The sequence below is a fragment of the Shinella sp. 838 genome, assembly GCF_029623935.1.
GTDB lineage: Bacteria > Pseudomonadota > Alphaproteobacteria > Rhizobiales > Rhizobiaceae > Shinella.
Map to the genome: position 1 here is coordinate 364,336 of NZ_JARSBQ010000004.1, position 24,407 is coordinate 388,742.

A 24,407-nucleotide genomic window follows, 5' to 3' on the forward strand; every position below is an offset into this window, starting at 1 on the left:
CAGGGGCCGAGGCGGCCCGAAACGACCAGGGGTGCCCACAGGGTGCCCTCGGATGCATGAACCAAAAAAGGAGGACGCAATCATGTTGAAATCGATAAAGAAGACCTTGCTCGGCGCGGTGCTGGTTGCCGGCGTTTCCGTTCCGCATGCCTTTGCGGAAACGACGCTCAACGCGCTCTTCATGGCGCAGGCCGCCTATAGCGAGGCGGACGTGCGCGCCATGACGGACGCCTTCACCAAGGCGAACCCCGACATCAAGGTGAACCTGGAATTCGTTCCCTACGAGGGCCTGCACGACAAGGCGGTGCTCGCGCAGGGTTCCGGCAGCGGCTACGACGTCGTGCTTTTCGACGTGATCTGGCCGGCCGAATATGCGACCAACAACGTGCTGGTCGATGTCTCGTCCCGCGTCACCGACGAGATGAAGAAGGGCGTGCTGCCGGGCGCCTGGACGACCGTCAATTATGACGGCAAGTCCTACGGCATGCCGTGGATCCTCGACACCAAATACCTGTTCTACAACAAGGAAATCCTTGAGAAGGCCGGCATCAAGGCGCCGCCGAAGACCTGGGCCGAACTCAATGAACAAGCAAAGGTCATCAAGGACAAGGGCCTGCTGGCGACCCCGATCGCCTGGAGCTGGTCGCAGGCCGAGGCCGCGATCTGCGACTACACCACGCTTGTCAGCGCCTATGGCGGTGAATTCCTGAAGGACGGCAAGCCGGCCTTTACGGAAGGTGGCGGTCTCGATGCCCTGAAGTACATGGTCGACAGCTACAAGTCCGGTCTCACCAACCCGAACTCCAAGGAGTTCCTCGAAGAGGACGTGCGCAACCTCTTCCAGAACGGCGAGGCGGCCTTCGCGCTCAACTGGACCTATATGTACAACATGGCCAATGGCGGCAAGGACAGCAAGGTCGCCGGCAAGGTCGGTGTCGTGCCCGCACCGGGCGTCGAGGGCAAGAGCGAGGTCTCGGCCGTCAACGGCTCGATGGGCCTCGGCATCACCACGACCAGCAAGAGCCCGGATGAGGCCTGGAAGTACATCGTGCACATGACCTCGCAGGAGACGCAGAACGCCTATGCCAAGCTCAGCCTGCCGATCTGGGCGTCGTCCTACGAGGATGCCGCCGTCACTGCCGGCCAGGAAGAGCTGATCGCGGCCGCCAAGCTCGGTCTTGCCGCCATGTATCCGCGGCCGACCACGCCGAAGTACCAGGAGCTTTCCACGGCCCTCCAGCAGGCCATTCAGGAAGCCCTGCTCGACCAGGCATCGCCGGAAGATGCGCTGAAATCGGCGGCCGACAACAGCGGTCTTTGACCTTCGGCCTTGCGGGCGGCTTCGGCCGCCCGCACACTCCCCTTTCCTGAAATCGATGAAGAGGACGCTATGTCCGGCACCTGGATGACGACCCGGGCATGGCTTCTCATGCTGCCGCTGCTGGTGATCATGCTCGCCGTGATCGGCTGGCCGATGGTTGATACCGTGCGGCTCTCCTTTACCGATGCCAAGTTGATCGGTTCCGGCGGTGCTTTCGTCGGTTTCGACAACTACCTGAAAATGCTGTCGAACAGCAATTTTCAGCGCGCGCTCTATGCGACGACCTGGTTTGCCGTGGTCTCTGTGACGGCGGAGATGGTGATCGGCGTTCTGGCCGCTCTCCTGCTGAACCAGCGGTTCTACGGCCGCACCGTGCTGCGCGCCCTGCTGATCCTGCCTTGGGCGTTGCCGACGGTGGTCAATGCGACGCTCTGGCGGCTCATCTACAATCCGGAATACGGCGCGCTGAACGCGGCGCTGACACAGGTCGGTCTTCTTGACAGCTACCGCTCCTGGCTCGGCGAGCCCGGCACCGCCATGACGGCGCTGATCGTCGCCGACTGCTGGAAGAACTTTCCGCTCGTCGCCCTCATCGCGCTTGCCGCCCTCCAGGCCGTGCCGCGCGACATTACCTCCGCCTCGCTGGTCGATGGCGCAGGCCCCTTCGCACGCTTCCGTTTCGTCATCCTGCCCTATCTCGCCGGCCCCCTGATGGTGGCGCTGGTCCTGCGCACCATCGAGGCCTTCAAGGTGTTCGATCTGATCTGGGTGATGACGCGCGGCGGCCCGGCCAATTCGACGCGCACCCTGTCGATCCTCGTCTATCAGGAGGCCTTCTCCTTCCAGCGTGCCGGCTCCGGCGCCTCGCTCGCCCTCGTCGTCACCCTCATCGTGACGGTGCTGGCAATCGGCTACGGCATGCTCGTGCGGCGCACGGCGGGGAGTGCCGCCTGATGGAACGCCGCAGCCTTCTCGTCTCGATCCTCATCCATGCCGCCGCGCTGCTGCTGGCCGCCGTTATCGTCGCGCCGATCTTCTGGCTCTTCGTGATGAGCATATCGCCGGCGGCCGACCTCGTGGCGCGCCCGCTGCGCTGGTGGCCGAGCACGGTCGATTTCTCGCGTTACGCCACGCTGCTTTCGACCATTCCGAACAGTGCGGGTGCAACCTTCGTCGCCTCGCTCGTCAACAGCATCCTCGTGGCGGGCATGGCGACGGTTGCCGCCGTCCTGCTTGCCGTGCCGGCGGGCTGGGCGGTCTCGCGCACACCTTCGGTCGGTTGGTCGCTCTCGCTGGTCATCGCCACCTACATGCTGCCGCCCGTCGCGCTCGCCGTGCCGCTCTACATGGCGCTCGCCGCCTTCGGCCTGCTCAATTCTGTCTTCGGCCTGGCGCTCGTCTACCTCACCATCCTGGCACCTTTTACCACCTGGCTGATGAAATCCGGCTTCGACGGCATTCCGCGGGAAATCGAGCAGGCGGCGATGATGGACGGCGCAAGCCTTTTTGCGACGCTGCGCATCATCACCCTGCCGCTTGCCATGCCCATCGTCGCGACCTCGGCGCTCTTTGCCTTCCTGCTTGGCTGGGACGAGTTCTTCTATGCGCTGCTTTTCACTTCGGACCAGCGCGCCCGCACGCTGACAGTCGCCATTGCCGACCTCGCGGGCGGCCGGGTCTCCGACTACGGGCTGATCGCGACGGCCGGCGTTCTGGCAGCGCTGCCGCCGGTTCTGGTCGGCCTCCTCATGCAACGGGCCCTGATTTCGGGCATTACCAGCGGCGGTGTGAAAGGATGACGATGGACACGACTGCATCCCGGCCGGAAGGTCTCAAGGCGATCGATCGCGAAATGGCGCGCCAGCATGCCGATGCGCTCGCCTCGTTCCGCAACACCGGCGCAATGGCTGAAAGGGCCGCTGCCAGCCTGAAGCGCACCGGCCGGCTGCTGCTCCTCGGCATGGGCGGCTCGCAGGCGGTCGGTCGCGCCGTCGAGCCTCTTTACCGCCGCCTCGGCATCGACGCGATTGCCTTGCCGCTTTCCGAGCAGCTCGGCGCGCCGCTCGCCCTCGACGGGCGCACGATCTTCGTCACCTCGCAGTCGGGGGAAAGCGCGGAGGTGCTGCGCTGGTTCGGGGAGACCGGTGGCAATGAGGACACATTCGGCTTCACGCTCGAAGGCGGCTCCTTCCTTGCGCGCACGGCGCCCTGCCTCGTCGGCCACGGCGGCACGGAGCAGGCCTTCGCCGCGACCCGCAGCCTGACCGTGAGCTTCGCGCTCCACCTTGCGATCCTCGCTGCCCTCGGCGAAGACGTCGCGTCTGCGGTCGGTATCCTGGAAACCCCGCAGGAGCCTTCCATCGATGCGGCGCTGGCCATGTTGCGCGGCGTGCGCTCCGTCGTGACGTCCGGGCGGCGGCTGCAGGGGCTTGCCGAGGCCATCGCGCTCGGTTTCACGGAACTGTCGCGTCTGCCGTGTTTTTCGCTGGAAGGTGGCCAGCTGCGCCACGGGCCGATGGAGATGCTCTCGCCAGAGGTGGGCGTGGTCCTCTTCCGCGGTGACGACGCGACGACGGATCTCGTGACGGCGATGGCGACGTCGGTCGTCGAGGCGGGCGCAAGGCTCGTCATGTTCGACGCGTCCGGCCGGCCGCCGGTCGAGGGCGCGGCGACGATCGCCTTCTCGCCGCTGACCGGGCTTGCTGCCGTCTTCGCCATGCTGCCGACGGCGCAGCGGCTGATGATCGCCTTTGCTGCGGAGTGTGTCACCGATGCCGGAACGCCGGTGCGCACGACCAAGATTACCCGGAGTGAATGAGTGAAGCCGCTTGCCGTCATCGGAAACGTCAATGTCGACCTGATCATGGGACCGGCTGCGCCCTGGCCGCAGCCGGGCACGGAAAGCATCGTCGATCACGACGAGCTGCGTGTCGGCGGTTCGGCGGGCAATGCCGCGCTCGCCTGGATGGCGCTCGGCACGCCCTTCGAGATCGCCGCCAGCATCGGCCGCGACCAGTTCGGCCGCTGGCTGGCGGAAAGTTTCGGCGCACGCGCAAGCACCTGGCCGGTGCACGGCGACAGCACGACGCTCTCCGTGGGCATCACCCATCCGGACGGTGAGCGGACCTTCTTCACGACGCGCGGGCACCTGCCGCTGTTCAGCCTGGAGGACGTCCTTTCGGTGCTCGACGGACCGAGGCTTTCCGGCGGCATTGCGCTCCTTTGCGGCTCGTTCCTGACGGAGCGGCTGGTGGAGGACTACGACCGGTTTTTCGACTGGGCCGATCGGCATGATATCGCCGTCGCCCTCGATACCGGCTGGCCGCTGGACGGCTGGACGGAGGCGAACAGGCGGGCGGCGAAACGCTGGCTGTCGCGCTGCCGGATCGCGCTGTTCAACGAGGTGGAGACGACCAGTCTTGCTGGTGTTGCCGATCCCGCGGAGGCGGCACGTATCTTGCGGCAGGGCATGCCGGAGGGAAGCTTCGTCATCGTGAAGTGCGGCCCGAAGGGGGCCATCGCCGTGGATCCCGACGAGCGGGTTTTTCACGTCGCTGCGCCTTTCGTGCAGGTCGTCGATACGATCGGCGCGGGCGACGTGTTCAACGCAGCTTTCCTTGCTTCCCACGCAGTCGGCGGAGGGCTTGAGGCAAGCCTTGCCGCCGGCACGGCGGTGGCCTCGCGCGCTATTTCCACCCATCCCCGAAGCTACACACCGACCGGGCAGGACACTACGGCATGAGCACGCTGACCATTGACGCCATCCGCAAGAGCTACGGCGCCGTCGAGACGCTGAAGGGCATCGACATCGCGCTCGAAAGCGGGGAGTTCCTCGTGCTGCTCGGCGCCTCCGGCTGCGGCAAGTCCACGCTGCTCAACATCATCGCCGGCCTTGCCGAGCCGACGAGCGGCGACATCCGCATCGGGGACCGCTCGATCGTCGGGGTGCACCCGAAGGACCGGGACATCGCCATGGTGTTCCAGTCCTACGCGCTCTATCCCAATCTCACCGTGCACCGGAACATCGGCTTCGGCCTCGAAATGCGCAAGGTGGACAAGACGGAACGCGATAGGGCCGTGCATGAGACGGCGAAGCTCCTGCAGATCGAGAACCTTCTGGAGCGCAAGCCCGGCCAGCTCTCGGGTGGCCAGCGTCAGCGCGTCGCCATCGGCCGCGCGCTGGTGCGCAATCCGAAAATCTTCCTTTTCGACGAGCCGCTGTCCAACCTCGATGCGAAGCTGCGCATGGAAATGCGCACCGAGCTGAAGCGCCTGCACCAGATGACGAAGACGACCGTCGTCTATGTCACGCATGACCAGATCGAGGCGATGACGCTCGCCACCCGCATTGCCGTCATGCGCGGTGGCCGGATCGAACAGCTCGATACGCCGGAGGCCATCTACAACCGGCCGGCGACGCTCTATGTCGCGACCTTCGTCGGCGCGCCGCCGATGAATCTTCTGGCCGCTACCGCGGTCGAGGACGGCGTGCGAATCGACGGCACGGACATCACCGTGCCTGTGCCGGGTCTCAACGGCGTCTCGTCCGGGCGCCGGCTCGTCCTCGGCATCCGGCCGGAGGCGGTCGAGCGGACGGGCGAAGGCGTGTCGCTTACGGCGCGCTGCGAGGTCGCGGAATTGACCGGGCCGGAACTGGTCGTCACGGCGGTCATGGGCCGCCAGCGCCTCGTCGCCGCCCTGCCGGCCACCGCCCGCATCGCCGCCGGCGACGAGATCGCCCTTGTCGTTGCGCCCACTGCCTTCCATGTCTTCGACGCTGAGACGGAGCAGCGGCTGAACTGACGGTTACTTCGCCGCGGCGAAGGCTTCGGCGATGGCGGAATAGACGCGGATCATCGCCTGCGCGCCACCGGCGGCGATGTAGAAATCGCCGGACGGCAGATAGACGACCTGACCCTTCTTCCACGCCACCGTCTCGGCGACCAGCTCGTTGTCCAGCGTGATCCTGGCGTTCTGCTCGTTGGAGCCGATCGCGGCGGCGCGGTCGAGCACGATCAGCCAATCCGGGTTGGCCTCGCGGATGAATTCGAACGAGACCGCCTCGCCGTGCGTTGCCGCCTCTACCTCGGTGATCGCCGGCGGAAGATCGAGCGAGCGGTGCAGCCAGCCGAAGCGCGAGCCGGGGCCATAGGCGGTGACCTTGGGCCCGTTGGTCATGACGATCAGCGCTTTGCCCTTGCCGGCAACCGCGGCACGGGCCGTTTCGATGGCGCCGTCGAGTTCCTTGCGCGCGGCCTCGGCCTCGGTTTCCTTGCCGAACAGCCGTCCGTAGGTGGCGATCCGCGCGCGGGCATGGTCGATGAGGTCGTCCCCGTCCATCGTCATGTCGATCGTCGGAGCCACCTTGGCCGTGGCGTCCACCTTGGTGGAGGAGCGGCCACCGAGAATGATGAGATCGGGTGCGAGCGCGCTCAGTGCTTCGAGATCGGGTTCGAAGATGTCGCCGACCACAGTCGCACCGTCGCTCAGGCGCGACAGTTCCTTCAGGTAGAGATTGGACGGCAGGCCTGCCGGCCTGATGCCGAGTTTGTCCAGCGTGTCGATGGCGGCGATGTCGAAGACGGCGACGGTGGCGACAGGGGTTGCAACGGTCTTCCGGCCGGCCGCCGTGTCGATCGAGATATCGGCGGCGCCGGCAGTGCCGGTGGCAAGGAGGACTGCCGCAAGGGCGAGGGACTTCAGGCGTTTCATGTCTGTCTCCGGTAAGGCCCCGGCGGTCGGCCGGGGCCATGACGTCAGAACGTGGCGCGCACGCTGAGGAGGAACGCGCGTCCGGGCTGGTAAAGCGGCTTCACCTCGCCGAACTCCTGGCCATAGGTGGCGCGGTCGGCATAGGTCTCGTTGAAGATGTTCTTCACCTCGGCACGCAGCGTCAGGTTCTGGTGGCTCGGCGGCTTGTACTCGACGAAGCTGTTGACGACCTGATACGCCTTGAAGGCAGGGCTTCCATCCGGCACCTTGTCGTATTTCGGCGCGATCTCGATATCGCCGCCGACGGTGAGGCCCCAATCGGCGAAGGTGTGCGCGGCGGAGACCGTGATGATCTCACCGACCGGTGTCGTGAGGTAAGTGCCGGTATCGGAATCGGCCGGCTTCCCGTCGATCAGCGTGTCGATATTGGCATATTTCACGCGGATGTAGCCGTCGGTCCAGTCATAGCCGGCGCCGATCGAAAAACCTTCCGATTCCACATGCCGTCCCTCGAAGGCATATTTGTAGCGCGCCGCGCGGGCATTCTCCATTTCCGTGCGGAACACCGAGCCTTCCAGCGAAAAGCCGGCATATTTTGCGACGAGGCCGACCGTGTAGTTGTCGGAGGTCGTCGGCTCCGGCTCGGGCGAATAGACCCAGGCGGGGTTCATGATGAAGTTCTCGGCAAGCGGAATGCCGGCCCAGACATGGGAGTACCCGGCCTTCGCGGTCAGGAAATCCGGGATGAGGTCGTACTCGCCGGAAATGTTGCCGCTAAGGCCGGCATTGTCCCATTCCTCGCCGGTCGTGCCGGTGAACCATTGCCGGTCCGCGCGGCCGCCGAAGGACAGGCGGGCACGCTCGAAGGGCTCGAGGCGCGCCTGGACATAAGCACCGATATTGCGCGCCTTTTCGGTGGCGGGCTCGTAGAGGTCTTCCACCTCCGCCTTGTCGCTGTAGAAGTCCACGCCGGCCGTCACCGTGCCAAGATCGAAATGGAAGCGGTTTTCGAACTTGCCGTTGAAGGTGCCGGTGATGCCGGTGACCGGATAGGTTTCCGGTGCGCTGCCGGGTTTCAGGTAGACGGTCGTGCCGACCTCCGTCTGGCCGTAGGCGAGCACAAGCTTCGGATCCCACCAGCCCTCGGGCGTGGCGTCCGTATAGGTGAGGACCGTGTTGGTACGGTCGAGCGCGTAGTCGCGCACCAGCGGCTCCCACGGTTTGGCCCCCGTCGTCGTGCCCATGTTGGCGCGGAACGGGCGCGGTGCGTTGTCCTTGATCGCCTCGTGGCTGAGTTCGATGCGGTCGCCGCTTTCGAATTCATAGGCAAGCTTGCCGAGGCCGCTCTGGAAGTGCGTCCGGGTGCCCAGCACCTCGTCACCGTTGCCGGCGGAGAATTCGCTGCCGCGGCCAATGTTGAAGTAGCCGAGATATTCGAACCCGTCCTGCTTGCCGAAGGTCGAAAGGCCGGTGCTGAAAATGTTGCCGTTGGTGTTGAAGCCGGAATTGACGAAGCCGCCGTAGCCGTTGCCCTGGAGGAAATCGCCGACATCCTTGGTCTCGTAGACGATGGAGCCCGCGAGCGCGCCCGGGCCGGCATCGGCCGGCGCCACGCCCTCGTCGACGCTGACGGCCTTCAGCAGCGTCGGGTCGATCAGCGTCGTCGCATTGTGGTGGAATACCTTGTTGTTCTGGCGGCTGCCGTCGATGGAGATTGCGAGGTTGGTTTCCTCGATGCCGTTGACATAAACCTTCTGCGACATGGGCAGCGAGGAGCCCACCTTGACGCTCGGCTCTTCGCGGAAAACGTCCTGGATTGTGGCGGGGTTCTTGCGCTCGAGATCCTTGGCGGAAATGTTCAGTTCGCTGACGTCGCCCTCACCGACCTGTTCGCCCTCCACCGTGATCCGGTCGAGCGTCGTCGAGCCGTTTTCCACGGAACCGGTGACGAGCGGGGAGAGATGCGAGGCTGTGACGATCGCCGTGCCGTCGGTGGTGACCGAATGGCGCGTGTCAGTGCCCTCGAGAAGCCGGGCAAGCGCTTCCTGCAGCGTGAACGTGCCCTTGACCGGGCGGGAGGTCAGCCCGCGCGAGGTGGCGGCGGCGAGCGAGACCTGCAGGCCGGATTGCCGGCCGAAGCTGTTGAGGGCGCTCGCCAGCGGCTGTGCGGGAATGTCGAACGCCATGGTGCCGATGCGGGCGGATTTCGCCTGGGCTGCTGCCGGCTGTAGGGCGGCCTGCGGCAGGCTGAAGACGAGCGCCGCCGCCGTGGAGACCATCAGCCTGGTCATGAAGACGGTGCGCGTGCGCGCCTTGGCGCGCGACGTGGTCGATCGATCGATATGCAAACGCATTGTACCCCCGGTATCATCCTCGGGATGCGCTGCTCCTGAAGCGCGCATTCCCGGTGCAGAAACGATCGCCTCGGGAATCTTTTTCACGCTTCCGGCAAATTTCCTGAATTTTTCGGAAAACTTTCCGAAAGGCTCAATAACGAGAGACGATCCGGGTATAGGAGGAAATCGCGCGCACCTTGCCGCCATAGGGTTTGACCAGGGCCGTCAGTGCCCGGTCCGGGTCGCGAAGGTCGTAGAGGCCGGTCACGCGCTGGCGGCCGAGCGTGCGGTCCGGCACGCTGATCCAGGCGGGATGGTAACGCTGCAGGCGTGCAACGACGCTGTCCACGGTGACGTCATTGACGAAGAGCAGGCCGCTCCGCCAGGCACCGATCTCCTCCAATGGAATGGTCGCGTGGCGGATCGCGCCGGTCGCGCCATCGACCGTCGCCATGTCGCCGGGCGCCATTTCGGCAACGGCCTGGCTGTCGCCTTCGCCGGAAATACCGACCACGCCGCGGGCGAGTTGCACCGTGGTTGCGGTATCGTCGAGCGCCACGTCGAAGGCGGTCCCGAGCACGACCACCCGGGCATTGCCGGCCTCCACGGTGAAGGGGCGCTTGCCGTCATGCGCCACGTCGAAGAAGGCCTGGCCGGCGAGGAGGCGCACATGGCGGCCCTCCGGCGTCAGCTCGACATCGATGGCGCTGTCGGCGGAAAGGTTGACGGCGCTGCCGTCGGCGAGCGTCACCATGCGGCTTTCGCCCGTGCCGGTGCGGAAATCGGCCTTGAGCCAGATCATCAGGGCCGGCGCGGCCAGCACGACGAGGAGTGCGGCGGCAAGGGCCAGGGCGATGCCTGCCGCAAGGGGCCGGCGGCTGCGGCGGGGCAGGGGCACGACCGGGCGGGCCGGCCACAGGTCGGCGTGGCGCGGCCGTATCTCGCCGAGGGCATCCCACGCCTTCAGTGCATCGCGCCAGGCGGAACGGTTGGTTTCCGCCCGCGCAAGCCAGTCCTCCACATCCCGGGCGGCCTGCGGACAATCGGGATCGGCCTTCAGCCGCAGCAGCCAATCCATGGCTTCTTCGATCGCGCGGCGCTTTTCGCTGTCGTCCTGAATCAAGTTCTTACCCGTGCCCCGGCTCCCCACGCCATGCCTGGCGTTCTAGCCGAATATCAAATTGCTGCGTAGGGACGATTTGCGCGCCGATTTTTTTCACGGGGCGTCATTGCCGAGCCGAAGCGCGATCTCCACCAGCGCGGCGCGGACATGGCGATGAGCAGTGGCGACAGAGATCCCGAGATGGGCGGCGACCTCCTCCAGCGTGTAGCCGCCGAAGCGGTGCATTTCGAGTGCAACGCGGACATCCAGCGGAAACCGGTCAAGAATCCCGGTGATGGCCCGCACCTCGTCGGAGACGAGCACGGTCTCCTCCGGCGTCTCGACGGCGCGTGGCATGGACCAGAACGGCGGCTCGCTGTCCTGTTCCCTCATCTCGATCTTGCGCCGCTTGATGAGATCGAGGCAGAGATTGCGCACGATGCGATAGAGATAGGCGAGTGTCTGGCTGGCGGAAGCGCCATAGGTGTTAGCCGGAGAGAAGCGCAGGAAGGCGTCCTGCACGATATCCTCCGCCGCCTCGCGTGAGCCGAGGATCCGCGTCGCATAACGCACGAGGGCAGGGCGGTGGGCGGCGTAGAGCAGTGAGGTGGCATCTCCTTCCTTCACGGCACAGCCTTTTCGAGGCGGGTCCAGCGGGAGGCCGTCGGCAGGAGTCCGACCCGGCACGTCAAGCCGCGCGCCAGAACCTTTCTCGCTCGTTTTCCGGCATCGCCGCACGTCGCCGCCATTGCCAATCCTTCAGAATCGCCGCGCCTCAGGCGGCAGCCGTGTGTCCATGAGACATATCTTAACTTGATTTATAAGGTCAAGTTTGTCTCGGGAGCGTGGCCGCCCGTCATGCCCGCCGATGCTTCGGCGTCACGCCATAGGCCTTCTTGAAGGCGGTGGTGAAGCTCGATGGGTTGCGATAGCCGGCGAGGTAGGCGGCCTGCGAGATCGGAATGCCGTCCCGCTCCAGCGCGGCGCGTGCCGTCTCCAGCCGCTCCTGCCGGATGAAGTCTGAAACGGTCGTGCCGAAATGCTCCTTGAAATGGCGCTGGATGGAGGATGTGCTGATGCCGACTTCGCGCGCGATGCGGTCGAGCGTCAGGTCCTCGCAAACATGGGCGAGGATGTAGTCGCGCACCTTCTCGCTCTGCCGGCGGCTCAAGGCCGTCGGCTGGTGCGGCGCGGCCGCGTCGGCCTCGACCAGAACCGTGCAGGCCTGGCACATGATGTCGAAGGCGTGCGAGTTGCGGTAGAGTGTCAGGAGTTCGCCCGCCATGGTGCCTGGCGGTTTGAGGATGTGTTCGGCGATCTGGATGAGGTGACGGTTCGGGGCAAAGCTGAATTCGGCGAGGTGCCGGGCGAAGAAGGCGCGCAGCTTCGGCATGCTCGTCGGCTGCGAGCGCATCAGCCGGTCGATCCAGGGCAGGGGCGCGGAGATCATGACCTTGCGCAGCGGCGTCGTGCTTTCATTAACGAACTGCAGCTTGCAGTCCCGCCCGACATTCAGCATGAAGACGGTCGGTTCCGGGGTTGCCGCATCGCCGGCATCGATGCGGAAGTGCTCCCCGTCCATCACGAAATGCTGCTGGCCTTGCAGAAGCACCATGATGAGGAATTTCGGCCAGACGTCATAGAGATTGTCGTCCGGCGTGCAGCTCGCCGGGCCATCCATGGCGCCGACGAACAGGTGTTGGGGAACTTCCGGTTTGATCCTGATGTTCAAGACGCCGCCCTCTTGCATCGCCTTTTTCCGCGCGAGCTGACCTCGGCTGCCGCTTCCGCAAAGTTTTCTGCGGCCTCCGCGAAAGTCTTTGCGGTCGACAGCCGATCCAAGCTACTGGCATAGTTGACTTCGTTAATCAAGTTTAATTGCCGGCCGCCATGCCGGCCTTGTCGTATGTGGATTCAGGAAATGTGGGGCACTCTTTCGCCGTCGATCGGACACCGTCGTATCATGCTGCTTGCCGCGGCCAGCGCCCTGGCACTGAACGCAGCCGTCGCGCAGGATCAAGGGACCGGCCAGGGCAGCACCGCGCTGGAAGCGGTCGTTGTGGAGGGCGGCGCCGGCGAGCGGGGCGATGGACCGGTTGACGGCTACGTCGCCAAGAAGAGCCTCGCCGGTACCAAGACGGACACGCCCGTTTCCAAAACGCCGCAGACCGTCAGCGTCGTTTCCAAGGAGCAGATCGAGGACCAGAGCGCCCAGTCTGTCGCCGAGGCGCTGCGTTATACGCCGGGCGTGCTGACCGACTACCGCGGTGCCTCCAACCTGCGCGACGAGCTTTTCGTGCGCGGTTTCTACTATGTGCCGAAATATCTCGACGGTCTCTTTCTTGGCGGCGACCTCTCCTATGCGAAGATCGATCCCTATCTTCTGGAGCGGGTGGAACTGATCTCGGGGCCTGCTTCCGTCCTGTACGGGCAGGCCAATCCCGGCGGTATCGTCAACATGGTCAGCAAGAAGCCGACCGATACGCCGCTGCGCGCGGTGGAGCTTTCGGTCGGCACGGACAAGTATCTTTCCGCCGGCTTCGATATCTCCGATACCTTCGACGATGCTTTCGGTTACCGCGTCGCCGCGAAGGGGCTTGGGCGCGACCTGCAGGAAGATTACGCCGCGAACCGCTCCTTCGCCATCGCGCCATCCTTCACCTGGTCGCCGGACGAGGGTACGTCGCTGACGATCCTTGGCGGCTACCAGAACGAACCGGATGCCGGCTATCGCAACTTTCTCGATGCTGCCGGCACCGTCACGCCGATCCCGGGTTTCGGCTTCGTGCCGCGCGATTTCTTCGTGTCCGATCCGGATTTCGAGCGCTCGGAACGCAAGCAGGCCTGGATCGGCTACGAATTCAAGCACGAGTTCAACGACAATCTCACCTTCCGCCAGAATGCGCGCTACCACCATGTCGACTGGCTGCACCACACGCTGGTCTATGGCAGTGCCGGCCCCGATCCGGTGACCGGCAACAACACGATCGTCAGCCGCTCGGCGAGCGGCGGCACGGACACCTGGAACCAGTTCACCGTCGATAACCAGCTCGAGGCGACATTCTCGACGGGGGCGGCAGAACACACGCTGCTCGGCGGTGTGGATTTCCAGTATCGCACCCGCGACTACAAGTGGGGCCGTGCCGCAGGGCCGAGCATCGACCTTGCCGATCCGCGCTACGGTGATTTCGACTTCTCGTCGCTGGTGCTCGCAACCACTGATCTTCAGGACCTGACGGCCCGTCAGGCCGGCGTCTACCTGCAGGACCAGGTGGAGATCGGCGCGCTCAACCTCCTCGCCGGCATCCGCTACGACCGCGCCAAGACCGAGATCGACGACCGGCTGGGCACCAACGACCAGTCCTATGAGGACGGTGCCTTCACCTGGCGGGCCGGCGCGCTCTACGTCTTCGATAACGGCCTCTCGCCCTATGTCAGCTATGCGACCTCCTTCGAGCCGGCGCTCTACATGCCGCCTGCCGGGGCGTCGGCCTTCTCGCCCACGACGGCCGAGCAATTCGAAGTCGGCGTCAAATATGCGCCGGAAGGCTCCGGCCTGCTGCTGACGGCCGCCTATTACGATCTCAGGCAGAAGGACGTGGTGGCCGGTACCTGGGACCCGGACCTCGGCCAGACGGTCTATTCGCAGGTCGGCAAGATCCACAACCGCGGCATCGAGCTTTCCGCCCGGGCGGAGGTGACGAACAACCTCTCGCTGATCGCCGGCTACAGCTACATCGACTCGATCGTCAAGGAATCCGTCAACACCAGCGAAGTCGGCAAGATGCCGCCGCGCATTCCGCAGCACCAGGCCTCGCTCTGGGCGACCTACACGGCCGATGAGGGTGCACTGGAGGGGCTGACCGTCGGCGGGGGGCTGCGCTACATCGGCACGAGCTGGGGTGATGGCGGCAATTCGTTCAAGGTCGGCGCCGTCACGCTGTTCGACGCCATGGCTTCCTACGATTTCGGCGCGAAGAGCCCGGACCTGAAGGGGCTCTCGCTCCAGCTCAACGTCAAGAACATCGGCGACGAGCGTTATGTCGCCTCTTGCGCCAGCGCCTATGCCTGCTTCTATGGCGAAGGCCGCAGCATCGTCGCGACGCTGAAGAAGGAATGGTGATGCGCAGGATAGTAGGATCGGGCGTCGTGGCCCTGATCCTCTCGGTGACACTGCTGCTCGCCGCGGAAACGACACACGCCGTGCCGCTCGCGGTCGGCGCGGCGGTAACGGGGAAGGCTGTGGCGGCCGGGACAAGGCAGGTCTTCGATCCCGAGGCGGCTGCGGGCGACTATGTCAAGGGGACGCTTCGCGTCGAGGCTGGCGTGTTCGATCTCGATCTCGTCGACAACGGGGGCCGGCACCTGCGCCGCCTCGCGGAAGGGGCGGGGGGCGTCGCGGAGTTCCAGCTCGTTGCCGAAGGTTCTGGCGAGCGGCTGGTCGTCACGGCTGACCGCGAGGGCACCTATGTGCTCGGCATCGAGCGCAAGGTCGGCGTCGCCGACCAGCGGCCGGCGCCGACCGCGTATCTGAGCCCTGCCATCGCCGGGATCGCCGCCGCGGTCGCGATGGGTGGAACGACGGAGGCCTTCTGGGCGATGGTCACGGACCGCGGCACGCCACTTGTCGAGGACGGGCAGGACGGGCGCAAGGTCGTCACCTTCCTGGGGCGCGGTGCAAAGCGCAACATCCGCCTGTTCGGCGCACCGAGCGGCGATCACGAGGAGTTGCAGCGCCTTGGCGGCTCGGACATCTGGTTCAAGAGCTTCGAGGTGCCCGACGACACGCGGTTGTCCTATCAGCTGGCTTTCGATGTGCCTGATGTGCCGGGCACCGCGCGCGACCGGCGCGTCGCTATCCTTTCGACGGCCAAGGCCGATCCACTGAACCGGCACGGCTGGCCGGCGGAGGCGAAAGACGCCTATAATCAGGATTCCGTGCTGGAACTGGCCGGTGCCCCGCCGCAGCCGTTCCTGGCGGAGAAAGGCAACCCGCAGGGCCGGCTGAACACGCTGTCGATCGAAAGCCGTCTGCTCGGCAACCACCGCGACATCACGTTCTACTACCCGCCCGGTTTCGACCCGGCGCACAAGGACACGATTCTGCTCTTCGTCTTCGACGCCGACCAGTATCTCGGCCGCGTGCCGGTGCCGCGTATCCTCGATAACATGATCGCCGCCGGCGCCGTCCCGCCGGTGGTCGCCGTCTTCGTCGCCAATCCCGACCGGGCGGCGCGGGCGCGGGAACTCCCGGCCAATCTGGCCTTTGCGGATTTCATGGCCACCGAGCTCCACCCGCTTGTCGCAAAGGAAACGGGGCTGGCGGTTCCGGCCGCGCGTACGGTGCTGGCCGGTTCCAGCTATGGCGGGTTGGCCTCGGCCACCGTCGCCATGCGGCATCCGGAGGTCTTCGGCAACGTGCTCGCCATGTCCGGCTCCTTCTGGTGGAGCCCGCCGGGTACGCCGGAGGACCGCCGGGAGCATGTGGCGGGGCTGATTGCCGTAGGCCCGGCGCTGCCGTTGCGCTTCTTTCTTTCGGCCGGGCTTTTCGAAACGGGTGCGCAGGGCACCGCGGGTATCCTCGAAACCAGCCGGCATCTGCGGGACGTCCTGCAGGCCAAGGGCATTTCCGTCATCTATCGCGACTATGCCGGCGGCCACGACTACCTCGTCTGGCAGGGCGTCATCGCGGACGGGCTGATCGCGCTTTTCGGTGGGGACCGGCCCTGACGGCCGGCTTCCCTTGTTGAGAAAACATGAGTAAAGACGTTATGTTTTCGGTGCGTCGGCAGGAGAGCCGACCGCCGGACAAGAATGAAAGGGAAGGCCATGCTTGAATCCGTCGCCTATCTGGAAACCGCCCACGGCCGGAAATACCTGGCTCAGCTGTGCAAGCACTTCGCGCACAAGATCGAGGTCACTGCTTCGGAAAACCACGGTGAATGTCACTTCGCTTGCGGCCTCGGCATTCTCGATGCCGATGACTATGGCCTGCGCATGACCGCCCGGTCGGAAAACGGCGAGGATCTCGCCCAGACCCAGTCGGTGATCGAATCCCACCTCGCGCGCTTCGCCTTCCGCGAAGAGCTTCAGCCGCTCGACTGGCAATGGCAGAACAAGGCCGGCTGAGCGCTCGCATCCATCCAGCATGACAGGTAGACCATGAAACAGTTCCGCCCGCTCGCAGCTTTCGCCGCGCTTGCCCTTTCCATCCTGCCCGCCAGCGCCATGGACGTGACGACGGCACGGGGAACGGTCGCGGTGGACGGCGTGCCGAAGACCATCGCCGTCTATGACATGGCTGCGCTCGATACGCTCGACCGTCTCGGCATCCGCCCGGCGGGCGTGCCGGACAAGCTTTATGTTCCCGCGCTGGAGCCGATCAAGGCGGGTGCAACCACGGTCGGCACCCTTTTCGAGCCCGATCTCGAGGCGCTGAGCGCGCTCGGTCCCGATCTCATCATCGTCGGCAGCCGGTCCGCCGCAAAGGCGGATGTTGTGGCCAAGGTCGCGCCGACGATCGACATGACGATCGATGGCGACGATCTGGTCGGGCAGGCCAAGCTGCGCCTTCAGGCCTATGGTGCCCTGTTCGGCAAGGCGGCTGAGGCAAAGGCGATTGCCGGCGAGCTGGACACGAAGCTTGCTGCTGCCAAGGCTGCTGTTGCGGGCAAGGGCAAGGCGCTGATCGTCATGACCAACGGGCCGAAGGTCTCCACCTATGGCCCCGGCTCGCGCTTCGGCTGGGTGCATGCGGCGCTCGACCTGCCGCCGGCAATCGCCGAGATCGAGACGGCGACCCACGGCGAGGCGGTGTCCTTCGAGTTCATCCGCGAGGCGAACCCCGACTGGCTGCTGGTGCTCGACCGTGCCGCCGCCGTCGGCTCCAACGAGCAGGCCGCGAGGGTGACGCTCGACAACGAGCTTGTCGCGGAAACGACGGCGTGGAAGAAGGGCCAGGTCGTCTACCTGCCGGCATCGGACTTCTACATCGCGGCCGGCGGCGTACAGTCGCTCGAACGCGTGCTTGCGATGGTCACGAAGGCCTTTTCCGCCGCGAAATGAGCGCCAGCGCCCTGCACCCATCCTTGCGGACCGGAACGATCGCGGGCCTCGGGCTCGCGGTCCTTTTTGTGCTGAGCCTTGCCGTCGGCGTCAGTCCGCTGCCGCTCGGCCGGGTGCTGAGCGATCCCGAAGCGCTCCAGCTCCTCCTCGTCAGCCGCCTGCCGCGCACGCTTGCCGCGGTCCTGTGTGGTGCCGGGCTGGCGATCGCCGGGCTCATCATGCAGACGCTGGTACGCAACCGTTTCGTCGAGCCAGCGACCGCAGGCACGGCCCAGAGCGCCGAACTCGGCATCCTCCTCGTCACGCTGCTCTTTCCCGCCGCCGCGCTGCCGGTGAAGACGCTCGTCGCCAGCGGCGCGGCCCTTCTCGGTACCTCGATCTTCCTGGCGACCGCCCATCGCCTGCCGCCCGCCCAGCCCTTTCTCGTGCCGCTCTTCGGCATCGTCTATGGCGGGGTCATCGGCGCGGCGGCGACCTATGCAGCCTGGCAGGCTGATCTCCTGCAGTTCCTCGCCGTCTGGACCAACGGGGACTTTTCCGGCGTGCTGCGTGGGCGCTACGAGCTCCTGTGGATCGCTGCCGTGATGGTCGCCATCGCCTGGGTGGTCGCCGACCGGCTGAGCATCATGGCACTCGGGCGGGAGGCGAGCATCGGGCTTGGCATCGACTATGCCCGCATGATGCAGATCGGCCTCGTCCTCGTCTCCGTCATCACCGCGCTGGCCGTTGCCGTCGTCGGCATGATCCCCTTCGTCGGGCTTGCCGTGCCCAACATCGTCTCGCGCCTGATGGGCGACAATGTGCGCGGCACGCTGGGCTGGGTCGCCGCCGGTGGAGCGGGACTGGTTCTCGCCTGCGACATCGTCGGGCGCCTCATCCGCTATCCCTACGAAATCCCGGTCGGCACGGTGATGGGCGTGGTCGGCGGCGCGATCTTCCTCTGGCTGCTCTTCCGGCGTGGCGGCCATGCCTGACCGTCGTCTTCTCGCTCTTGCCGCGGCAGCCCTTGCCGCCGCCGCCGCGTTCCTGGCGATCGGCCTCAAGGGCAACATCGCCTTCGTGCTGGAACTACGGCTGCTGAAGCTTGCAGCTCTGGTGCAGGTGGGCGTGGCGATCGCCATTTCCACCGTGATCTTCCAGACCGTCACAGGCAACCGCATCCTGACACCATCGATCATGGGCCTCGATGCCCTCTACCTCTTCGGCCAGATGCTGATGGTCTTCCTGCTCGGCGGGGTCGGTTACGTGACGCTCGATCCGCAGCTGAAATTCGGCCTGGAGGTGCTGGTGCTGATGGCGCTCGCCTCGGCGCTGCTGCTGCCCATGCTCAAGAGCCGCCTCGACATGGGGCTGATGCTGCTGGCCGGCGTCGTCTTCGGCGTCCTGTTCCGCAGTCTGCATTCGCTGCTCGCGCGCCTCATCGACCCCAACGAATTCTCCGTCGTGCAATCGGCGAGCTTTGCCAACTTCAATGCCGTGCGTACCGACCTCCTGGTCTTTGCCGCCATCGTCACGGTCGTCGCCGCCGTCATCGCCTGGCGCGCGCGCCACGTGCTCGACGTCATCTCGCTCGGGCCGGATACGGCGACGGGGCTCGGCGTCGGCTGGGCGGGCACCGTGACGGGCCTGCTGCTGCTCGTCTCCGCGCTGGTCGCCGTCTCCACGGCGCTCGTCGGGCCGGTCGCCTTCTTCGGTCTTCTGGTGGCGGCGCTCGCCGAGCGCATCGTCGATACCCGCCGTCACGGCGTGCTGCTGCCGGCAGCAGCCCTTGCCGGCATCGCCGTGCTTGTTGGCGGGCAGACGTTGTTCCAGCACGCGCTCGGCAATGCCACAGCACTCGGCGTCGTCATCGAATTCGTCGGCGGGCTTGTCTTCCTCCTGCTGCTGGTTCTCGGGAGCCGAAAATGATCCGGATCGAAAACGTCTCCTTCAAACACCGGACAACGCCGATCCTCACGGATGTCAGCCTGACGATCCCGAAGGGCGGCGTCGTGGCGCTGATCGGACCGAACGGCGCGGGAAAATCCTCGCTTCTTTCGCTCGTTGCCCGCCTGCAAGCGCTCCAGACGGGTACCATCGACATCGACGGCCTGCCGGTGGACACGACGCCCGGCCGGGAACTTGCCCGCGTCATCGCCATCCTGCGGCAGGACACGACGGTGGCAAGCCGCCTCAAGGTGCGCGAGCTCGTCGGCTTTGGCCGCTTTCCCCACGGCCGTGGACGCCTTACCGAGACCGACCACGCCATCATCGACGCGGCCATTGCCCAGTTCGACCTCGCCGACCTTGCCGACCGCTTCATCGAGACGCTGTCCGGCGGCCAGCGCCAGCGCGCGCTGGTCGCCATGGCCTTCGCGCAGGGTACGGACTACCTCCTGCTCGACGAGCCGCTGAACAATCTCGATATGTACTATGCCCGCGAGCTGATGCGTTCGCTGCGCAGCGCCGCCGACGGCAAGGGCAAGACGGTCGTCATCGTGCTGCACGACATCAACCAGGCGAGCGCCCATGCCGACCGTATCGTCGCGATGAAGGGCGGCCGTATCGTTGCGGACGGCGCACCGACGGAGATCCTGACGCCGGAAATGCTCGAAACCGTCTTCGGCTTCCGCATGCGGGTGGAGACGATCGAGGGAAAGCCCTTCGTGCTGCATCAGCTTTAGGGCTGATTGACGAACGGGCACGGGATGCGCATCAGTCCCTCCCGTCGCAGGCCGAGGGGGAGCAACATGGTCTATCCGGATACCTATTATCGCCGCACCATGACGGATCAGGTGGTGCGTCCGGCGCTCTCCGGCACCGTCGAGTGCGACGCGGTGATCATCGGCGGCGGTCTTGCCGGTCTTTCGACGGCTCTCCAGCTCGCGCGGGCGGGGCGGAGCGTCGTGGTGCTGGAAGCGGAAAGCATCGGCTTCGGCGCCTCCGGGCGCAATGGGGGCTTCGTCAGCGCCGGTTATGCGACGGGGGAGGACAATATTGCCCGCATGGCCGGCCCGGCCGTGGCGCACGACCTGTATCGCCTGTCGACGGAGGGCGTGGAGTTCGTCCGCGACAACATCCGGACCCTCGGCCTTTCCGATGCAGATCTCCGGCCCGGCCTGATGAGCGTGCTGCGCTACGATGACGGCGCGCGTCTCAGGGCCGATGTGGAGGAGGCGCGCCGGCGCTATGGCGAAGACATCGCCTACATGGATCGCGACGCCGTGCGCGCGGTACTGAAATCGGATCGCTACCATCAGGCGGTGCGCCACGGGGCTGCCTTCCACATGCACCCGCTGAACTATCTGCGCGGCATTGCCCGCGAAATCGAGCGCCTCGGCGGTCGCATCTTCGAGCAGTCTACGGCGACAGGCAGCGAACTGGACGAGGCGGAAAAGCGAGTGAGGACGGCGGGCGGCATGGTGACGGCGCGCGACGTCGTCTTTGCGACGGGTGGTTATACCGGGTCGCTGAATACGCGGCTCCAGCGTGCCTTCCTGCCGATCGCCACCTATGTGATGGTCAGCGAGGAGGCGCCCGACCTTCTCGCCTCGGCAATCGCCACCCGCGACGCCATCGGCGACAACCGCCGGGCGGGCGACTATTACCGCCTCGTCGATGGCGGCCGGCGGCTGCTCTGGGGCGGGCGTATCACCACCCGCGCCGCTTCGACCGCCGGGCTGGTGCGCGAACTGCGCGCCGAAATGGTCGACACCTATCCGCAGCTTGCCGGCCTCGGGACGGAGCTCGCCTGGTCGGGTCTGATGTCCTATGCCCGCCACCTGATGCCCCAGATCGGACGCATGGCACCGGGCGTCTGGCATTGCACCGCCTTCGGCGGCCACGGCCTCAACACGACGGCGATCGGCGGCAAGGTCATTGCGGAGGGCATTCTCGGTGAAAGCGAGCGCTACAGGCTCTTTGCGCCCTTCGGCCTTGTCTGGGCCGGCGGCCTTGCAGGGCTGGCGGTGGCACAGCTGACCTACTGGAAACTGCAGGCACAGGACTGGTGGCGCGAACGCGCGGCCTGAGACGACGGCCGCCACTGAGCGGTGGGTTGCCTGAATTGCGGTGTTGACTATCGATGCCGTCGCCCATTCTTCTTCCGGGAGGATATCGCATCGGAGCAGAGACACCCATGACCGACCAGACCCGAGTAGCGCTCATAGCCGGTGGGGCCGGCGGCATGGGAGCGGCGATTGCCACGCGGCTTGCCGCCGACGGTTACGCTGTCGTTCTCGCAGACCTTGAATCCGAACGCCTGACGGCCGCGGCGGAGGCAGTGCAAGTCGGGGGCGGTGCCGCGCTTGCGGTGCCGCTCGACATGCGCAAGGTCGCCTCCTGTGCCGCTGCCGTGGAGAAGACGCTCGCCTGGCGCGGGCGCCTCGACGCCCTCGTCAATGCCGCCGGCGTCTGGCGCGAGGGTGCGGCCGGAACGATGACGGAAGAGGACTGGGACATCGTGCTCGACGTCAATCTCAAGGGAGCGTTCTTCCTCATCCAGGCGGCCATTCCGCATCTGGAGAACGGCGCCTCCATCGTCAACATCGCCTCGGATGCCGGCCTCGTCGGCAACAACGGCGCGTCGATCTACTGTGCCTCGAAGGGCGGGCTGGTTCTGTTGACCAAGGCGCTGGCGCTGGAACTTGCGCCGCGCCGCATCCGCGTCAACGCGGTCTGCCCTGGCGACGTCGCAACGCCGATGATCGAGTTCCAGGCGGAACGCTATGGCGGAGGCGACCCGGACGGCTACAAGGCGAAACTCCTGTCCAACTATCCCCAGCAGGAAACCGCCCGCTTCATCCGGCCGGAGGAGATCGCCCGCATGGTTGCCTATCTCTGCGAGCCGGATGCCGCGCCCATCACCGGGGCCGCGCTCTCCATCGATTTCGGCGTGACGGCCGGCTACTGAGGAGGGACGGATGCAGCGCAAGACGGCGATCATCACCGGAGCAGGGGCCGAGGACGGCATCGGCCTTGCCTGCGCACGGAGCCTGGCGGAGGAGGGCTATGCCGTCCACCTCGTGGCAACGAGCGATCGGATTTTCACCCGTGCCGCGGAGTTGAGGCGCGACGGGTTCTCCGCAACGGGCCATATTTGCGACCTCACCGTCAAGGCCGATGTCGAGCGCCTGCGGCAAGCGACGGGGCCGGCCGCGGTGCTCGTCAACAATGCCGGCATGGGCAGCCTCGCGCAGCCGGCACTGCAGCGCGACTTTGCGATGCTGGAGGAGGCGGATTGGGACCGCGGCATCTCCGTCACGCTCAAGACGACGTTCCTTTCGACACGCCTCTATTTGCCGGACATGCTGGCGGACGGCTACGGCCGCATCGTCAATGTGGCGTCGGTGACGGGTCCCTATGTCGCCAATCCCGGCGAGACGGCCTATTCCGCCGCCAAGGCCGGCATGGTCGGCCTCACCCATGCACTGGCGCTCGAAGCCGGCCCGCATGGCGTCACGATCAATGCCGTGGCGCCAGGCTGGATCGATACCGGCGCGTCGACGGAGGAGGAGCGCCGCGCCGCCATGGCGACACCCTGTGGCCGCGCAGGCCGGCCAGACGAAGTGGCGGCCGCCGTCGCCTTCCTTGCCTCACCCAAGGCGAGCTATATCAACGGTGCCGTGCTGGTGGTCGATGGCGGAAACATTCTTCAGGAGCGCAAGGCCTGAGATGTTACCGAGGCAGGCGCGGGGATTTCGGTTTTGCCCCGCCACTGTTTTCATCATAGTGACCACACCCCAACAGGCGCTGCAGGCGCCAAGACTGGAAGGCTTCCCATGACCGATCCCTGGCCCACTGCCGGCACGCCGCTCGACGATGTCCTCACCCCGATGCCCGTCATCGATGAGGACCGGCTGGCCGCCAACATCGCCCGCGCGCAGGCCTATTTCGACGGGCACGGCAAGGCCTTCCGCCCGCATATCAAGACCCACAAGATCGTCGCCGTCGCCGAGGCGCAGCGCGCGGCCGGCGCCGTCGGTCTCAATTGCCAGAAGATCAGCGAGGCCGAGGTTTTCGCCGATGCCGGTTTCGAGGACATCCTGATCACCTACAACATCCTCGGTGCGGCGAAGCTCGGGCGCCTGCGCGGGCTGCATGAGCGGGTGCCGCGTCTTGCCGTGGTCGCCGACAGCGCCACGACCGTGGACAGTCTTGCCCGCGCCTTCGATGCCGCCCGTCCGCTGACCGTGCTTGTGGAGTGCGATACGGGCGGGCGCCGATGCGGCGTGCAGACACCGGAGGCGGCAACGGAACTGGCGGCCCGCATCGCCGCCGCGCCGGCCCTCCGCTTCGGCGGCATCCTCACCTACCCTGCAACCGGCGGCGCAAGCGCCGTGGAGGCTTTCATCGCCGGGACCATGGCGCTGCTGGCGGCAAGGGGGCTCGATTGCCCGGTGCGCTCCAGCGGTGGTTCGCCGGACCTCTGGAAGGCCCATCTCGTGCCTTCCGCCACCGAACACCGCGCGGGAACCTATGTCTACAACGACCGAAGCATGGTGCGCGCCGGCCATTGCACGCGGCAGGATCTTGCCATGCATATCCTTGCGACCGTCGTCTCGCGCCCGGCAGAGGATCGTGCGGTGCTGGATGCCGGTTCCAAGGCGCTGACCTCGGACCTGCTCGGTTTCAGCGACTACGGCGAGATCGAGGGCCACGAAGGCGCCCGCATCGTCTCGCTCTCGGAGGAGCATGCGGTGGTCGATCTCAAGGATTGCCGGGGAGAGTTTCCCGCCATCGGCAGCGTGGTGCGCATCGTGCCGAACCACACCTGTGTCGTCAGCAACCTGTTCGACCGTATGGTCTTCCACCGCGGTGGCATCGTGACGCGGGTCGAGGCAGTCGCCGCACGCGGCACGGTCTGGTGAGGCCGGATTTCGGTTGACGGCGC

22 protein-coding genes are annotated in these 24,407 nt (G+C 66.0%); 17 read left to right on the forward strand and 5 right to left on the reverse strand.

The features are described from left to right. Window positions 1-82: 82 nt before the first annotated feature. The 6 genes from P9A16_RS16240 (at window position 83) to P9A16_RS16265 (ending at window position 6,124) form a co-directional block, all read left to right on the forward strand. On the forward strand, window positions 83-1,321 hold the full coding sequence (locus tag P9A16_RS16240; RefSeq protein ID WP_023516311.1) for an extracellular solute-binding protein: 1,239 nt from the start codon (window positions 83-85) through the stop codon (window positions 1,319-1,321). Window positions 1,322-1,390: 69 nt separating this feature from the next. After that, on the forward strand, window positions 1,391-2,275 hold the full coding sequence (locus tag P9A16_RS16245; protein ID WP_023516312.1) for a carbohydrate ABC transporter permease: 885 nt from the start codon (window positions 1,391-1,393) through the stop codon (window positions 2,273-2,275). Beyond that, window positions 2,275-3,120 (forward strand): carbohydrate ABC transporter permease, encoded by an 846-nt coding sequence (locus P9A16_RS16250; RefSeq protein ID WP_278025759.1) that lies wholly within the window; start codon window positions 2,275-2,277, stop codon window positions 3,118-3,120. Before P9A16_RS16245 ends, P9A16_RS16250 begins: the two co-directional genes overlap by 1 nt. Window positions 3,121-3,122: 2 nt before the next feature. Then, window positions 3,123-4,139 (forward strand): SIS domain-containing protein, encoded by a 1,017-nt coding sequence (locus P9A16_RS16255; protein ID WP_023516314.1) that lies wholly within the window; start codon window positions 3,123-3,125, stop codon window positions 4,137-4,139. Further along, entirely contained in the window at window positions 4,140-5,063 is a 924-nt protein-coding gene (locus P9A16_RS16260) for a carbohydrate kinase family protein (protein ID WP_023516315.1), read from the forward strand. Then, entirely contained in the window at window positions 5,060-6,124 is a 1,065-nt protein-coding gene (locus tag P9A16_RS16265; RefSeq protein WP_023516316.1) for an ABC transporter ATP-binding protein, read from the forward strand. Before P9A16_RS16260 ends, P9A16_RS16265 begins: the two co-directional genes overlap by 4 nt. Window positions 6,125-6,127: 3 nt before the next feature. Here P9A16_RS16265 and P9A16_RS16270 read toward each other — a convergent pair whose 3' ends face one another. The 5 genes from P9A16_RS16270 to P9A16_RS16290 all read right to left on the reverse strand — a co-directional run bounded on the left by P9A16_RS16270 (window position 6,128) and on the right by P9A16_RS16290 (window position 12,203). Further along, window positions 6,128-7,033, reverse strand: coding sequence for a siderophore ABC transporter substrate-binding protein (locus P9A16_RS16270; RefSeq protein WP_278025760.1), 906 nt, complete (start codon window positions 7,031-7,033; stop codon window positions 6,128-6,130). Between the two features lie 44 nt (window positions 7,034-7,077). Next, on the reverse strand, window positions 7,078-9,387 hold the full coding sequence (locus tag P9A16_RS16275; protein ID WP_023516318.1) for a TonB-dependent receptor: 2,310 nt from the start codon (window positions 9,385-9,387) through the stop codon (window positions 7,078-7,080). A gap of 133 nt (window positions 9,388-9,520) precedes the next feature. Beyond that, on the reverse strand, window positions 9,521-10,492 hold the full coding sequence (locus P9A16_RS16280; RefSeq protein ID WP_278025761.1) for a FecR family protein: 972 nt from the start codon (window positions 10,490-10,492) through the stop codon (window positions 9,521-9,523). A gap of 93 nt (window positions 10,493-10,585) precedes the next feature. Beyond that, window positions 10,586-11,098, reverse strand: a complete 513-nt coding sequence (locus P9A16_RS16285) for an RNA polymerase sigma factor (protein WP_023514760.1) — start codon at window positions 11,096-11,098, stop codon at window positions 10,586-10,588. 229 nt (window positions 11,099-11,327) lie between these two features. Next, on the reverse strand, window positions 11,328-12,203 hold the full coding sequence (locus tag P9A16_RS16290; protein ID WP_081870759.1) for a helix-turn-helix transcriptional regulator: 876 nt from the start codon (window positions 12,201-12,203) through the stop codon (window positions 11,328-11,330). Window positions 12,204-12,392: 189 nt separating this feature from the next. On the opposite strand from P9A16_RS16290, the gene P9A16_RS16295 reads away from it, so the two are divergent. The 11 genes from P9A16_RS16295 to P9A16_RS16345 all read left to right on the forward strand — a co-directional run bounded on the left by P9A16_RS16295 (window position 12,393) and on the right by P9A16_RS16345 (window position 24,384). Continuing rightward, window positions 12,393-14,594, forward strand: a complete 2,202-nt coding sequence (locus P9A16_RS16295; RefSeq protein WP_023514758.1) for a TonB-dependent siderophore receptor — start codon at window positions 12,393-12,395, stop codon at window positions 14,592-14,594. Next, window positions 14,594-16,201 carry an alpha/beta hydrolase-fold protein gene (locus P9A16_RS16300; protein ID WP_278025762.1) on the forward strand — a complete coding sequence of 536 codons (1,608 nt, stop codon included), beginning with the start codon at window positions 14,594-14,596 and terminating at the stop codon, window positions 16,199-16,201. Before P9A16_RS16295 ends, P9A16_RS16300 begins: the two co-directional genes overlap by 1 nt. 99 nt (window positions 16,202-16,300) lie before the next feature. Beyond that, window positions 16,301-16,600 (forward strand): DUF2218 domain-containing protein, encoded by a 300-nt coding sequence (locus P9A16_RS16305; RefSeq protein WP_023514756.1) that lies wholly within the window; start codon window positions 16,301-16,303, stop codon window positions 16,598-16,600. Between the two features lie 33 nt (window positions 16,601-16,633). After that, the gene (locus P9A16_RS16310; protein WP_023514755.1) at window positions 16,634-17,536 is read left to right on the forward strand and encodes a siderophore ABC transporter substrate-binding protein; all 903 of its coding nucleotides are present in this window, start codon (window positions 16,634-16,636) and stop codon (window positions 17,534-17,536) included. Beyond that, window positions 17,533-18,510: an ABC transporter permease gene (locus tag P9A16_RS16315; RefSeq protein ID WP_023514754.1), complete on the forward strand. Its 978-nt coding sequence runs from the start codon at window positions 17,533-17,535 to the stop codon at window positions 18,508-18,510. Before P9A16_RS16310 ends, P9A16_RS16315 begins: the two co-directional genes overlap by 4 nt. Beyond that, window positions 18,503-19,444, forward strand: coding sequence for an iron chelate uptake ABC transporter family permease subunit (locus tag P9A16_RS16320; RefSeq protein ID WP_024271431.1), 942 nt, complete (start codon window positions 18,503-18,505; stop codon window positions 19,442-19,444). The genes P9A16_RS16315 and P9A16_RS16320 overlap by 8 nt, the downstream gene beginning before the upstream one ends. Then, on the forward strand, window positions 19,441-20,199 hold the full coding sequence (locus tag P9A16_RS16325; RefSeq protein WP_023515916.1) for an iron ABC transporter ATP-binding protein: 759 nt from the start codon (window positions 19,441-19,443) through the stop codon (window positions 20,197-20,199). Before P9A16_RS16320 ends, P9A16_RS16325 begins: the two co-directional genes overlap by 4 nt. A 66-nt stretch (window positions 20,200-20,265) precedes the next feature. After that, the gene (locus P9A16_RS16330) at window positions 20,266-21,546 is read left to right on the forward strand and encodes an NAD(P)/FAD-dependent oxidoreductase (RefSeq protein ID WP_023515915.1); all 1,281 of its coding nucleotides are present in this window, start codon (window positions 20,266-20,268) and stop codon (window positions 21,544-21,546) included. A 107-nt stretch (window positions 21,547-21,653) separates the two neighbouring features. Then, on the forward strand, window positions 21,654-22,427 hold the full coding sequence (locus tag P9A16_RS16335) for an SDR family NAD(P)-dependent oxidoreductase (RefSeq protein WP_024271430.1): 774 nt from the start codon (window positions 21,654-21,656) through the stop codon (window positions 22,425-22,427). A gap of 10 nt (window positions 22,428-22,437) precedes the next feature. Then, window positions 22,438-23,187: an SDR family NAD(P)-dependent oxidoreductase gene (locus P9A16_RS16340; protein WP_024271429.1), complete on the forward strand. Its 750-nt coding sequence runs from the start codon at window positions 22,438-22,440 to the stop codon at window positions 23,185-23,187. Between the two features lie 108 nt (window positions 23,188-23,295). Next, window positions 23,296-24,384, forward strand: coding sequence for a D-TA family PLP-dependent enzyme (locus P9A16_RS16345; RefSeq protein WP_278025763.1), 1,089 nt, complete (start codon window positions 23,296-23,298; stop codon window positions 24,382-24,384). The last annotated feature ends 23 nt before the right edge of the window (window positions 24,385-24,407 follow it).

What these genes read in the sequence shown, in the direction of transcription:
- P9A16_RS16295 (WP_023514758.1), top strand. Translation starts at nt 12,393, where the DNA reads ATGTGGGGCACTCTTTCGCCGTCGATCGGACACCGTCGTATCATGCTG.
- P9A16_RS16335 (WP_024271430.1), top strand. Translation starts at nt 21,654, where the DNA reads ATGACCGACCAGACCCGAGTAGCGCTCATAGCCGGTGGGGCCGGCGGC.
- P9A16_RS16325 (WP_023515916.1), top strand. Translation starts at nt 19,441, where the DNA reads ATGATCCGGATCGAAAACGTCTCCTTCAAACACCGGACAACGCCGATC.
- P9A16_RS16330 (WP_023515915.1), top strand. Translation starts at nt 20,266, where the DNA reads ATGGTCTATCCGGATACCTATTATCGCCGCACCATGACGGATCAGGTG.
- P9A16_RS16255 (WP_023516314.1), top strand. Translation starts at nt 3,123, where the DNA reads ATGGACACGACTGCATCCCGGCCGGAAGGTCTCAAGGCGATCGATCGC.
- P9A16_RS16245 (WP_023516312.1), top strand. Translation starts at nt 1,391, where the DNA reads ATGTCCGGCACCTGGATGACGACCCGGGCATGGCTTCTCATGCTGCCG.
- P9A16_RS16320 (WP_024271431.1), top strand. Translation starts at nt 18,503, where the DNA reads ATGCCTGACCGTCGTCTTCTCGCTCTTGCCGCGGCAGCCCTTGCCGCC.
- P9A16_RS16240 (WP_023516311.1), top strand. Translation starts at nt 83, where the DNA reads ATGTTGAAATCGATAAAGAAGACCTTGCTCGGCGCGGTGCTGGTTGCC.
- P9A16_RS16315 (WP_023514754.1), top strand. Translation starts at nt 17,533, where the DNA reads ATGAGCGCCAGCGCCCTGCACCCATCCTTGCGGACCGGAACGATCGCG.
- P9A16_RS16275 (WP_023516318.1), bottom strand. Translation starts at nt 9,387, where the DNA reads ATGCGTTTGCATATCGATCGATCGACCACGTCGCGCGCCAAGGCGCGC.
- P9A16_RS16310 (WP_023514755.1), top strand. Translation starts at nt 16,634, where the DNA reads ATGAAACAGTTCCGCCCGCTCGCAGCTTTCGCCGCGCTTGCCCTTTCC.
- P9A16_RS16250 (WP_278025759.1), top strand. Translation starts at nt 2,275, where the DNA reads ATGGAACGCCGCAGCCTTCTCGTCTCGATCCTCATCCATGCCGCCGCG.
- P9A16_RS16340 (WP_024271429.1), top strand. Translation starts at nt 22,438, where the DNA reads ATGCAGCGCAAGACGGCGATCATCACCGGAGCAGGGGCCGAGGACGGC.
- P9A16_RS16345 (WP_278025763.1), top strand. Translation starts at nt 23,296, where the DNA reads ATGACCGATCCCTGGCCCACTGCCGGCACGCCGCTCGACGATGTCCTC.
- P9A16_RS16270 (WP_278025760.1), bottom strand. Translation starts at nt 7,033, where the DNA reads ATGAAACGCCTGAAGTCCCTCGCCCTTGCGGCAGTCCTCCTTGCCACC.
- P9A16_RS16305 (WP_023514756.1), top strand. Translation starts at nt 16,301, where the DNA reads ATGCTTGAATCCGTCGCCTATCTGGAAACCGCCCACGGCCGGAAATAC.
- P9A16_RS16265 (WP_023516316.1), top strand. Translation starts at nt 5,060, where the DNA reads ATGAGCACGCTGACCATTGACGCCATCCGCAAGAGCTACGGCGCCGTC.
- P9A16_RS16300 (WP_278025762.1), top strand. Translation starts at nt 14,594, where the DNA reads ATGCGCAGGATAGTAGGATCGGGCGTCGTGGCCCTGATCCTCTCGGTG.